This is a genomic window from Streptomyces sp. WG7 (genome assembly GCF_049975785.1).
Lineage (GTDB): Bacteria > Actinomycetota > Actinomycetes > Streptomycetales > Streptomycetaceae > Streptomyces.
This window is the reverse complement of record NZ_JBNGGE010000061.1, coordinates 1-12,162: the sequence shown is the minus strand read 5'-3', so window position 1 is coordinate 12,162 and position 12,162 is coordinate 1. Positions and strand designations below refer to the sequence as shown.

Annotated in this window: 10 protein-coding genes; 8 read left to right on the top strand and 2 right to left on the bottom strand. The window is 74.6% G+C overall.

Annotation, left to right across the window (positions count from 1 at the left end; genetic code table 11):
• The first annotated feature begins 20 nt into the window (after positions 1-20).
• From ACP4J0_RS34670 to ACP4J0_RS34660, 3 genes are read left to right on the top strand one after another with little or no spacing between them, the layout of a single operon-like run.
• Positions 21-2,441: a beta-ketoacyl synthase N-terminal-like domain-containing protein gene (locus ACP4J0_RS34670; protein ID WP_426602856.1), complete on the top strand. Its 2,421-nt coding sequence runs from the start codon at positions 21-23 to the stop codon at positions 2,439-2,441.
• The gene (locus tag ACP4J0_RS34665) at positions 2,438-3,220 is read left to right on the top strand and encodes a thioesterase II family protein (RefSeq protein WP_426602854.1); all 783 of its coding nucleotides are present in this window, start codon (positions 2,438-2,440) and stop codon (positions 3,218-3,220) included. Before ACP4J0_RS34670 ends, ACP4J0_RS34665 begins: the two co-directional genes overlap by 4 nt.
• A 15-nt stretch (positions 3,221-3,235) precedes the next feature.
• Entirely contained in the window at positions 3,236-4,273 is a 1,038-nt protein-coding gene (locus tag ACP4J0_RS34660) for a ketoacyl-ACP synthase III family protein (RefSeq protein WP_426602852.1), read from the top strand.
• A gap of 7 nt (positions 4,274-4,280) precedes the next feature.
• On the opposite strand, the gene ACP4J0_RS34655 is transcribed toward ACP4J0_RS34660, so the two are convergent.
• Together ACP4J0_RS34655 and ACP4J0_RS34650 are read right to left on the bottom strand one after the other, a co-directional pair.
• On the bottom strand, positions 4,281-4,622 hold the full coding sequence (locus ACP4J0_RS34655; RefSeq protein WP_426602850.1) for a YrdB family protein: 342 nt from the start codon (positions 4,620-4,622) through the stop codon (positions 4,281-4,283).
• Between the two features lie 71 nt (positions 4,623-4,693).
• The gene (locus ACP4J0_RS34650) at positions 4,694-5,497 is read right to left on the bottom strand and encodes an AfsR/SARP family transcriptional regulator (RefSeq protein ID WP_426526378.1); all 804 of its coding nucleotides are present in this window, start codon (positions 5,495-5,497) and stop codon (positions 4,694-4,696) included.
• A gap of 290 nt (positions 5,498-5,787) precedes the next feature.
• Here ACP4J0_RS34650 and ACP4J0_RS34645 point away from each other — a divergent pair, with 290 nt between their 5' ends.
• The 5 genes from ACP4J0_RS34645 to pdhA all read left to right on the top strand — a co-directional run.
• Positions 5,788-7,710: an HAD-IIIC family phosphatase gene (locus tag ACP4J0_RS34645; RefSeq protein WP_426602848.1), complete on the top strand. Its 1,923-nt coding sequence runs from the start codon at positions 5,788-5,790 to the stop codon at positions 7,708-7,710.
• Entirely contained in the window at positions 7,707-7,934 is a 228-nt protein-coding gene (locus ACP4J0_RS34640; protein ID WP_426602846.1) for a phosphopantetheine-binding protein, read from the top strand. Before ACP4J0_RS34645 ends, ACP4J0_RS34640 begins: the two co-directional genes overlap by 4 nt.
• Positions 7,935-7,954: 20 nt before the next feature.
• Positions 7,955-9,460, top strand: coding sequence for an MFS transporter (locus ACP4J0_RS34635; RefSeq protein WP_426602844.1), 1,506 nt, complete (start codon positions 7,955-7,957; stop codon positions 9,458-9,460).
• Positions 9,461-10,121: 661 nt separating this feature from the next.
• On the top strand, positions 10,122-11,072 hold the full coding sequence (locus tag ACP4J0_RS34630) for a hypothetical protein (RefSeq protein WP_426602842.1): 951 nt from the start codon (positions 10,122-10,124) through the stop codon (positions 11,070-11,072).
• The coding region (pdhA, locus tag ACP4J0_RS34625; protein ID WP_426602841.1) for a pyruvate dehydrogenase (acetyl-transferring) E1 component subunit alpha at positions 11,059-12,162 on the top strand (1,104 nt) is incomplete at its 3' end. The genes ACP4J0_RS34630 and pdhA, both read left to right, overlap by 14 nt.

Here is a 12,162-nt window from a genome sequence, read left to right as displayed (position 1 = left end):
CCGAGCGCAGGAGCAGTGAGATGTCCGAAGCACCAGTGAATCCCGAAGAACTGCGGCGGGTGATCGAGGACCAGCTCCGGCTGTCCCGCCGGCTCAAGGAGCGGCTGGCGGCGGCCGAGGCCCGCGCGCACGCGCCCGTGGCCGTGGTCGGCACGGCGATGCGGCTGCCCGGCGGCGTCGACACCCCGCGCGCCTACCGCGACTTCCTGTACGCCGACGACCCGGACTTCCGGGCCCTCGTCCCGATACCCGAGGACCGCCCCTCGCTGCGGGCGGTCCACCACCCCGAGCGCGGCACCGCCGGCCGGTCCTACGTGGACCGGGCCGGGTTCCTCGACGACATCGCCTCCTTCGACGCCGCCTTCTTCGGCATCTCGCAGCGCGAGGCCGAGACGATGGACCCCCAGCAGCGGCTGCTGCTGGAGGTCTCGTGGGAGGCGCTGGAGCGGGCCGGTGTCGCGGCGCGCCGCCAGGACCGGCTGCCGGTCGGCGTGTTCGTCGGCGTGATGGCCTCCGAGTACGGCCGGCGTTTCGTCGGTGACGGCGACTACAGCCGTATCGACCCGTACCACAGCACCGGCAGCGGGCACTGCTTCCTGGCCGGCCGGATCTCCTACGCGCTGGGCCTGTCGGGTCCCGCGCTGAGCATCGACACCGCCTGCTCGTCCGCGCTGGTGGCGGTGCACCAGGCGGTGCGGGCGCTGCGCGACGGCGACTGCCGCTACGCGCTGGCCGGCGGCTCCAACCTGATCCTGGGCGCGGACCTGATGGTGGCGCTGTGCCAGGGCGAGGCCCTGTCGGCCGGCGGCCGGTCGCGCACCTTCCTGGCGGACGCCGACGGTTACGGCCGCGGCGAGGGCGTCGGCATGCTGACGCTGATGCGGCTGGACGACGCCGTCGCGGAGGGCCGCCAGGTGCACGCGGTGATCCGCGGCACCGCCGTCAACCACGACGGGGCGTCCTCCGGGTTCACCGTGCCCAGCGGGCCCGCGCAGCAGGAGGTGGTCCGCGCGGCCCTCGCCGACGCCCGCACCGAGCCGTCCGCCGTCGGCTACGTCGAGGCGCACGGCACCGGCACCGCGCTCGGCGACCCGATCGAGGTCGGCGCCCTGGACGCGGTGGTCGGCACCGGGAGCGGGACGCGTGGGGAGCCGGTCGTGCTCGGCAGCGTGAAGTCCCGCATCGGGCACCTGGAGGCCGCGGCCGGTATCGCCGGGCTGCTGAAGCTGGTCGTCCTGCTGGGCGAGGAGCGCGTCCCGGCGAGCGTGCAGCAGGGCGACGGCCGGCTGAACTCCCTCATCCCCTGGGAGCAGATCGGGGTGGCGGTGCCCCGCGGGCCGGTGCCGTGGCCCGCGCGGGACGGCGCGCGCGTGGCCGGCGTCAGCGCCTTCGGGCTGTCCGGCACGAACGCGCACGCCGTGCTCGCGGCGCCCGCCCCGCGGGCGGCCGGCGGGCCGGTGCCCGAGCCGGGCCACCCGGAGCTGCTGACGCTGTCCGCCAAGGACCCGGCGGCGCTCGCCGAACTGACCGACCGGGTGCGTACCGCGCTCGCCGGACGGGACGCGGCCGGGGTGGCCGCGCTGTGCCACACCCTGCGCGCCGGACGGGTCCACTTCGGGCACCGGCTCGCCGTCGTGGGCACCGGCGCCCGGGAACTGGCCGCGGCCCTCACCGGCGTGCGGCGCGGCGCCACCGTCCCGGCCGTCGACCGGGTCACGTTCAGCTCCTGCCCCGGGTCCGACGAGGTGCTGGAGCGGGCGCTCGCCGTACTGGCCGGCGCCTACCCCCGGCTGGCCGCCACGGCCACGGGTTCCGCGGGCCCCGCGGCCCGGCTCGGCGGTGTCCTGGCCGCGCTGGGCGTGCGGACGTCCGCGGCGCCGGCCCGGGAGACGGCGCACGGACCGGTGGCCTACCTGACGGCCGCCGGGGAGACGCTGCCGCTGGTCGCGGACGACCCGGAGGCCGCTCCCCGGCTGCTGGCCGCCGCCCTGGCCGCGCTCTTCCACTCGGGCGCCGACCTGCGTCTGGAGCTGCTGGCCGCGCCCGGCGCCCGGTTCACCGAGGCGCCCACCTACCCGTTCCAGCGCAAGCGGTTCTGGGTCGAGGAGACCGAGCCGTCCCGGGCGGACGAGGGCGCCGCGGCCGTGGAGACCGCGGCGGCGCCGGGCCCCCGGCCGGTGCCCCGCGATCCGGCGGAGATCAGCGCCTACCTCGCCACCGAACTGGCCGCCGTCCTCAAGGCGGACGGCCTGCTGCCCGCCGAGACACCGTTCTGCGAGGTCGGCGGCGACTCCTTCACCGCGATGCTGCTCACCAAGAGCGTCGAGCAGCGCTACGGGGTGGAACTGCCCACGCTCGACTGCCCGGTGGAGATGCCGGTCGGTGACCTGCTGGCGTACCTGGGCGACCAGGTGAGCGCCGCCACTGGAGGGGACCGATGAACAGCCGCACCCGAGCCTTCCACCGTCCGCGTCCGGTCGACGCGCCCGCCGTCCGGCTGGTCGGCTTCCACCACGCGGGCGGCTCGGCGGCCGTCTACCGGCCGCTGGTCCAGTGCCTGCCGGACGACTGGGACCTGCTGCTGCTCGACCTGCCCGGCCGGGGCCGGCGGGCCGGGCAGCCGGCCCTGGACGACATGACGGAGGTGGTCGCCACCGCCGTCGCGGACGTCCTGCCCTGGGTCGACGGCACCCCGCTCGCCCTGTTCGGGCACAGCATGGGCGCGGTCGTGGCGCTGGAGACGGCACGGTCCCTGGAAGGCCTGGGCAGTGCCCCGGTGTGGACGGGCGTGTCGGGGCGCGTCGCCCCGCACTTCGAACGCCCCGGCGCCGTCCCGCTCAGCACCCTCGACGACGACGCCCTGCTGCGGGTCCTGCTCGGCCTGGGCGGGATGCCGGAACGGGTCACCGAGTCCGCCGACTTCGTCGACCGGTTCCTGCGCACCGTGCGCGCCGACCTGACCGCGGTCGACAACTACCGTCCGGCCGCGACCCGTTCGCCGATGAGATCACCGCTGAGCGTGTTCGGCGGCACGCAGGACGCCTGGGCTCCCCCGGCGGCCATGCACCTGTGGCGGCGGGAGACCTCCTCCCGCTTCGCCCAGAAGTTCTTCCCCGGCGGCCACTTCTACTTCCTGAACGACCGCTTCCCCGCCCTCACCGACCAGCTGGTCCGGCAGATCGGAACCTGCCGGCACGACTCCACGCCCCAGGTGGCGTAGGAAGAGGAGAGCACGATGCGTTGGGACAACGTGTACGTCGCCGGACTCGGCGCCCACCTGCCCGAGCGGGTGGAGACCGCCGACGAGGCGGTCGCCGCGGGCCGCTACGACGCCGAGGAGGCCCGGGCAAACGGCATCCGAGCGGTGCGCGTGGCCGGCCCGGACGAGCCGGCCCCGGTGATGGCCGCGGCCGCCGGCCGGCAGGCGGTGGCCCGGGCCGGGCTGCCCGCCGACCGCTACGGGATGGTGCTGCACGCCTGCGTCGGCCACCAGGGCCAGGACTTCTGGACCCCGGTCAACTACGTGCAGAGCGAGGCGGTCGGCGGCACCGGCCTGACCGTCGAGGTCCGTCAGGGCTCCAACGGGGGCCTGGCCGCCGTGGAACTCGCCGCCTCCCACCTCGCCGCGCGCGGCACCCCGCAGGCCGCGCTGGTGACCACCGGCGACGCCTTCCGCATGCCGTACTTCGACCGCTGGGCGAGCGACAGCCAGTCGGTGTACGGCGACGGGGCCGGCGCGATGGTCCTGTCCAACCGGGGCGGCTTCGCCCGGCTGCGCTCCACCGCCAGCTGCTCCGACTCCTCGCTGGAGCCCATCTACCGCGGGACGACCGGCTGGACCGACGGCCCCTTCCACGACGGCGGGCCGGTCGATCTGCGCAGCCGCAAGAGCGACTACCTGCTCCGGGAGGAGGGCGGCTACGACCGGGTCATCCAGCGGATGACGAAGAACGCCTCCCAGGTCCTGCGGGAGGCGCTCGACGACGCCGACGCGAAGCTGCCGGACGCCCGGTTCTTCGTGCACTCCAACATCGCCGAGACGATCGTGGAGTTCTCGTTCCACTCCGTGCTCGGCGTCGACCCGGCCACCACCGTGTACGACTGGGGCCGCGACCTCGGGCACATGGGCGCCGGCGACCAGCTCATCGGCATCAACCACGTCGCCGAGACCCGCGGTCCCCGGCCGGGCGACCTGCTGGTCACGATGGGGGTCGGCGTGGGCTTCATGTGGACCGTCGCCGTCCTGGAGTTCCTGGAGACGCCCCGGTGGTGAACGGGCGTCACTGGTTCCACAGGAGCCGGAGCGTCGCGTTGACCAGGTAGAGACCGGCGAAGCCCGCCGCCCAGCCCGGCCTCCCCGAGGCGGCCAGGGCGGCGGCACCGGCGCCGAACCACAGCACCTCCAGGGCGACCCGCCCGCCCCCGTGCAGCGGGTACGGCGCCTTGGGGGAGCCGAACAGCGCCCACACCGCGATCAGCGCGACCGGCGCGCCGATCCCCAGGGCCAGCTTGACCGGCCATTTGTCGCTGGCGGTGAATCCCCACATCGAGGCCGCGGCGTACACCGCGAGTTCCAGCAGGAACATCAGCAGCATGTTGAGGGCCTTCAGGGACGAGAGCATGACGGACTCCTGTTTCGGCATGGGGGTGGGTCGGACGTCGTGGGGGTGCGGGCGGGGGTGCGGGCTGAGGCTCACACGGTGAGGTCGCTGCGGACGGTGAAGCGGTCCAGCTCGGGGTCGGAGACGAGGATCGCCCGCTGCAGTTCCTGGAGCCGCGGCGACGGCGTCACCCCCAGCTCCTCGACCAGGCACTCGCGCAGTGCGGTGAAGGCCTCCAGCGCCCGCCACTGCTGACCGGACCGGTAGAGGGCGATCATGTACTGGGCGCGCAGGTTCTCGTGCATCGGATGCCGCGCGGTGAGCACCGCCAGTTCGCTCAGCAGCGCCTGGTGCCGGCCCAGGGACAGGTCGGCCTCGACCCGCGCCTCGACGGCCATCAGCCGGTTCTCCTCCAGGCGGGTGACCTCCACGCTCAGCCGCATCCCGGTGTACACGTCGACCAGTGCCCGGCCGCGCCACACCGCGAGCGCCGAGCGCAGCAGCCGCGACGCGGTCGCCCGGTCTCCGAGGTCCATCGCCCGCCGCCCCGCCGCGGTCATCCGCTCGAAGGCGTGGACGTCCGTCTCCTCGGGCGTGATGTCCAGCAGGTAACCGCCGTACCGGGTGGTCAGCACGTCCTTGGCACTGCGCGGCCCGTCCGCGGGCAGGGCGGCCGCGAGCCGCTTGCGCAGCTGCAGGATGTACGTCTGCAGCGTCGTCTGGGCGCTGCGCGGTGGCTCGGTTCCCCACAGCTCCTCCATCAGGCTGGCCACGGGAACCACCTGGCCGGCCTGGAGTGCCAGCAGTGCCAGTACCTGACGCGGCTTTCCCGCGGTCGGCAGCAGCGCGACCCCGTTCTCCGTCGCCTCGAAAGAACCCAGGATCTTGATGTCCATGTCGGACGCCTCCCCCACTCACCGGGCCGCATTGATGACTTCATGGTCGTCCACCACGGGGGTCGGGCGGCAGTGCGAGGATCACCGGCCCGCTGTGAAACCCCACTTGCCCGAAGCGTGAAAAACGCATGCGCCCCGCCGGAGGACCGCACGTGCTGCGGCGGGCGGGTGCAGGCCCGTACGAGCGGGGCTCAAGCGGCGACGGCCAGCCTGGGCCACGGGCGGGGTGACCGTGCGATCGGTGCCGCGCACCGGTACCCCACCGAACGCGGCGAAGTGAGGAGAGAGCATTGACCACGGTATCCAGCCCGGCCCCACCCGAAACCCGTCCGTCCCCGCTGGCGGCGCTGCGCACGCTGCGCCGGGAAGGACAGCTCGCCGCCCGTTACCCGCGGATCGCGCCCCTGCTCGCGGAGCTGGCCGGCACCGGCGCGGAGACGGACCTGCGGCGGGCGGGCTCGGTCCTCGCCCAGCTGGACCGCGCCCAGGTCCTGGCGGCCTGGCCGGAGACGGAGACCGCGGTGATCGCCGTCACCGGGCACTCCACCCTGGGCGGCCTGGGCGACCCGCTGGCCGCCGAGTTCGGCCGGCACGGCGTGCTGACCGAGACCCGGCCGAGCGACTTCGACGCCTACCAGCGCGATCTGCGGGACACCGGCAGCCCGTTGTACGCCGCCGACGTCGATCTCGCCCTGTGCGTGCTCGACCCGCAGGTCCTGCTGGACGAGCTGGGCTCGCCCTGGCAGGCGGAGGACCTCGAGCGGGCGGTGCGGCGCAAGCTCGCCGAGATCGAGCGGCTGGCCGGCACCTTCACCGCGCACTCCGCGGCGGACCTGGTCCTCAACACGGTGCCGCTGCCGCGCACGGTCACCCACCAGCTCGTCGACCACGAGTCGCGGGCCCGGGCGGGGCTGGCCTGGCGGGACTTCAACAGCGGCCTGCTGCGGCTGTCGCTGGCCGACCCGCGCGTCCACGTCGTCGACCTCGACCCGCTCGTCGCCGCCGGGACCCCGCTCAACGACGCCCGCATGGCGGCGTACGCGAAGGCCGCCCTCGGCGACGACCTGCTGGCCCGGTACGCCCGCGAGGTCGCCCACCTGTCCCGGATGCTGCGCGGCCGGACCAAGAAGGTGCTCGTCGTCGACGCCGACAACACCCTGTGGGACGGCGTCCTCGGCGACGACGGCCCGGACGGGATCGCCGCGGCGACCACCTTCCGCGGCGAGGCGTTCGGCACCTTCCAGCGTCTGGTGCGGCAGCTGGGGTCGCAGGGCGTCCTCCTCGCCGTCAGCAGCAAGAACGACCACGACGACCTCGTCCGGGTCGTCCGCGAGCACCCCGACATGGTGCTGCGGGAGGACGACTTCGCCCGGATCAACGCCAACTGGCGTCCCAAGGACGCCAATCTCGAGGACATCGCCCGCCGGCTCAACGTGGGCGTGGACAGTCTCGTGTTCGTCGACGACTCGCCCTTCGAGTGCGGGCTCGTCACCGCCGGGCTGCCGCAGGTCGCCGTGGTCCGGCTGGACGACGAACCGGCGCTGCACGTCGAGAAGCTGCTCGCCGACGGCTGGTTCGACACCGCACGGCTCACCGCGGAGGACCGGGCCCGCGCGGCCCGTTACCGCGCCGAGTCGGTCCGTGCCGACCTGCTGGAGAGCGCCGGCTCGCAGGAGGAGTACCTGGGCCGGCTCGGGGTGCGGGTCACCGTCGCCGAGGCCGCCCCCGGCGACGCGGACCGGATCGCCCAGCTGTCCCTGCGCACCAACCAGTTCAACCTGACCACGGTCCGGCTGCGGGCCGCCGACGTCACCGGGCGGCTCACCGACCCCGCCCACCTGGTCCTGGTGATCCGCTCGGCCGACCTCTTCGGCGACAACGGCGTCGTCGGCGCGGTCCTCGCCCGGCGCGACGGCGACACGCTCCGCGTCGACAACATGCTGCTGTCCTGCCGGGTGTTCGCCCGGGGCATCGAGCAGGCCGCCGCCGCCGCGCTGCTCGCCCATGCCCGGGCGACGGGCGCCACGCAGGTCACCGCCGCCTACCGGCCGACCGGGAAGAACCGGAACGTCCGTGGGTTCTGGCCCTCCCTGGGCTTCACCACCCTCTCCGTCGCGGACGACGAAGTCCGCTTCCGGCACGGCCTGCGGGACCTTCCCGCCGTGCCCTCGCACATCAGCCTCGACTGCGCCCTGGAAGGGGCCCACCGATGACCAAAGAGGAATTCATCCACCTCGTCCGCGACGAACTCGACCTGCCACTCGGTGTCGACGACCTCGACGCCGACTTCGACCGCGTCGTCAGCTGGGACTCGATGCACATGGTCCGCCTCGTCGCCGCCGTCGAGCAGCAGACCGGCAGCCGGGTCCCGGTCGGCAGGCTGCTCGCCGACCGCAGTATGTCCGCCATCTACGAACGCATCAGCGAAGCCGCCTGAGCCGGGAGGAATAGACCGTCATGAGCATCGACGCGTACGACACGCAGCGCACCGAACCCGCGCCCGTGTCCACCGTCCCCGGGCCTGCCCCGGACACCGGCGCGAGCCCGGGCCCGGCCGTCAGGCGCGGCCTGGTCCTCTTCCTGGTGGCCACCGCCCAGCTGATCTGCGTCCTGGACTCCACGATCGCCAACGTGATGCTGCCGGAGCTGCGCGCGGACCTCGGTCTGAGCACCTCCGGCCTGCAGTGGGTCATGAACATCTACGTGGTGCTGTTCGGCGGGCTGATGCTGCTCGGCGGCCGGCTCACCGACGTGTTCGCCCGGCGCTCCGTCCTGGTGGCGGGCCTGCTGCTGTTCACGGCCGGCTCGCTGCTGGCGGCCGTCGCGGAGAGCGGCGGCATGCTGCTGACCGGGCGCGGGCTGCAGGGCGTGGGCGCCGCCGCGCTGTCCCCCGCCGCCCTGTCCATCCTCGTCACCACCTACCCGGAGCCCAAGGAGCGGGCCAAGGCGCTCGGCGTCTGGGGCACCGTGATGGGCGTGGGCGCCAGCCTCGGCACCCTCCTGGGCGGGGCGATCACCGACGTGGACTGGCGACTGGCGTTCCTGATCAACATCCCGATCGGAGCGGCCCTGCTGATCGCCTGCTTCCTCTGGATCCCGCGCAGCGCCCCGGCCGGGCCCCGGCCGCCGGCGGACGTCGTGGGAGCGGTGACCGGCACCCTGGGCCTGCTGGCCCTCGTCTACGGCATCGTCCGCGCGGGCCACGACGGCTGGAGCGACTCGGTGGCCCTCGTGTCGCTGGGCGCGGCGGCCGTGCTGCTCACCGTGTTCGTACGGGTGGAGGGCACGGCCAAGGCGCCGCTGCTGCCGCTGCCGCTGCTGCGCCGCAAGTCCGTCACCTCGGGCACGCTCGCCCAGCTGATCTCGGCCGGCCTGATGCTGCCGTCCTTCTTCATGCTGCCCCAGTACATGCAGGAGGTCCTGGGCTACAGCCCCCTGGAGGTCGGCCTCGCCTACATCCCGACCTGCCTCGCCATGCTCGGCGTCTCCGGTGCCGTCCCGGTACTGATCGCCAAGTACGGCCCCCGGGTCCCGTACATCCTGGGCAACGTGCTGCTGGCCGGCGTGCTGGTCCTGATGGTCAACGCGCCGACCGAGACGGGGTACTGGTCGCTGCTCCTGCCCGTCACCGCCCTGCTCGGCGTCGGGCTGGTCCTGTGCCTGATGACGGCGCCCGTCGTGGGCACGCGGGACGCGACGGAGCAGGACGCGGGGACCACGTCCGCGGTGCTCAACGCGTCCACCGAGATCGGCGGCGCGCTCGCCCTCGCCGTGACGGCCACGGTCGTCGGCTCGCGCCTGACGGAGCTCACCGCGGACGGCGTGGACGCGGCCACCGCGTTCACCGAGTCGATCCAGCGCGGCTTCCTGGTGCTGTTCGTGTGGATCGCCGTGAACGTGGCGGTGGGTCTGCTCGGCTTCGGTGGCCGCCCGCAGACCGCGGACGAGCAGAAGACGTCCTGACACCGGCGTCCGGGCGGGCGGGCCCCCGACCGCCCGCCCGGACGCACCCCTCTTCCCCGCGATCCGCGCCGCTCCCCCGCCCCCTCCCGCCGGAAACCGCATCCCGGCCGGCCGTCGGACGGCGTCCGGCACGGCGGGGCACCACGTCCGCGCAGGGCGGGGCACCACGTCCGCGCAGGGCGGGGCACCACGTCCGCGCAGGGCGGGGCGCCACGTCCGGGCAGCGCCCGGCGCCGCCCGCCACGGACTCCGCGACGCCGCGCCTCACTTCGGGCGACTCGCTTCCCGCGACCCGCGACCTCGCTACGCACCGCGCGACCTCGCTTCCCGCTTGCCGCTTGCCGCGCCACCGAGCCCCTGCGGGCGCACCCCGCAGACACGTCGCGCTCTCCCCAGCCCCGGCCTCTCCGGCCGTGCCGACCGGGCACCCCGCCGCCCGGCCCCGGGAAGGCGCGCCCTCACCACCCGCACCGCGCGTCACGCCCGTACCGCCACCACACGGCACCCGCACCACACGGCACCCGCGCCGCACCCCGCACGCCTCGACCGCACCCCGATCCACCCGGCCCCGCCCCACCCCCGCACGCCCCGAGCCCACTCCAGCCGGAACCGCAACCCACAGGAACCGCCGCCGCACGAACACACCCTGGGAGGCAGCCAGATGATCGAACAGCGCACCCGACCGGCCTCGGCCCCGGCGACCACCGCCCCCGACACGCCCGTCGCCCTCCTCCTGGGAGCCTCCGGCACCTCCGACGGGCCGGGCGGCACCGCCGCCGTCTCCGCCCTGCTGGAGGCCTGGGCCTGCGGCATCGCCACCCACGTCGTGGACCAGGCGTCCCGGCTCGCCACCCGCGACCGCGCGACGACGCAACTCGCCGACCTCTCCTCCGGACTCGACGTCACCCGCCCCGGCCTGTGCGCCGCCTGGGCCCGCGAGCAGACGGACCGGGGCCGGCGGTTCGACGTCGTCCTCGGTCTGCGCCCCGAGGTGCAGGAGGCGGCCGCGGTGACCGCGGAGGCCCTGGGCCTGCCCGGCAACCGGCCCGACGTGGTGCGCCGGGTGCAGGACCCCGGCGCCTGCCGGGCCGCGCTGGCCGCGGAGGGCTTCCTGGTGGAGGCCACGCCGGAGCCGGAGCCGGTACGCGGAACGCTGGCCGCGGTGGGGGTGTTCGCCGCCGGACGGCCCCAGGTCGTCCTGGTCGCCTCCGTCCCGCCGGACGGACCGGTGCGCACGGCCGAGCTGACCGGGCCGGCCTGGGCCGCGGTCGCCGACGAGGCGTCCACCGCGGTGCGCCGGCTGGGCCTGGAGTTCGGCGTCTTCCGGGTGGATCTGCGGCCGACCGGACGCGGGCACGTCCTGAGCACCGTACGCACGACGCTCGGCGACGACGGCGTGCACGCCCTGCTCGGCACGGCCGCGCCCTGGCTGGAGCCCTTCGGCGCCGTGTACGACGACGCCCTGGGCCGTGCCCTGCCCCTGCCGTCCCCGGCCTGGCCGCGCACGGCGGCACCCACCCGGGTCCGCCCCGCCGTCGCGCCCGTCCTGGGACTCGCCGGGGACCCCGACGACGCCCGCGAGGAACCGCACCTGTGCCGTGGCATCGACTGAACCGGAACCGACCGGAAACCGGAGAAACCGCATGACAACCGAGCTGGTCCAGTTGCTGACGCCCGAGGGCACCCGGGTGACCGACCCGGTCTGGGACCCCTACGTCGCCGATGTCACCCCGGACGGCCTGCGCGGCCTGTACCGGGACCTGGTCCGGGCCCGCCGCGTGGACGCGGAGGGCGTGACGTTGCAGCGCCAGGGCGAGCTGGGCCTGTGGCCCTCGCTGCTCGGCCAGGAGGCCGCCCAGGTCGGCTCGGCACACGCCCTGGCCGACGGCGACCACGTCTTCCCCAGCTACCGGGAGCACGGCGTCGCCCTCTGCCGCTCCCTCGACCCGCTGAGGCTGCTGGCGATGTTCCGCGGCGTGAACAACGGCGGCTGGGACCCGGCCGACCACGACTTCCACCTCTACACCCTGGTCATCGGGTCGCAGGCGCTGCACGCCACCGGCTATGCGATGGGCGTGGCCAAGGACGGCGCGGACTCCGCCGTGATGGTGTATTTCGGTGACGGCGCGACGAGCCAGGGCGACGTGAGCGAGGCGTTCAACTTCGCCGCCGTCTACAACGCGCCGGTGGTGTTCTTCTGCCAGAACAACCAGTGGGCGATCTCCGAGTCCAACGAGAAGCAGACCCGGGTGCCGCTCCACCAGCGTGCCCAGGGTTTCGGCTTCCCGGGCGTGCGCGTCGACGGCAACGACGTCCTGGCCTGTCTCGCGGTGACCCGCTGGGCGCTGGAGCGGGCGCGGCGCGGTGAGGGCCCGGCGCTGATCGAGGCGTACACGTACCGCATGGGCGCCCACACCACCTCGGACGACCCCTCCCGCTACCGGCACGAGGCGGAGGTGCGGGAGTGGGCCGAGAAGGACCCGATCAGCCGCCTCCGGGACCATCTCACCGGCTCGGGACTGGCGGATGACGTCTTCCTGAGGTCGGTGGACCGCGCGTGCGACGCCGTGACCGCCGACCTGCGCGCGGCGGTCCGCTCGATGCCGGACCCGGACCGGTTCGCCGTCTTCGAGAACGTGTACGCGGACGGGCACGCGCTCGTCGACGAGGAGCGTGCCCGGTTCGCCGCCTACCAGGCGTCG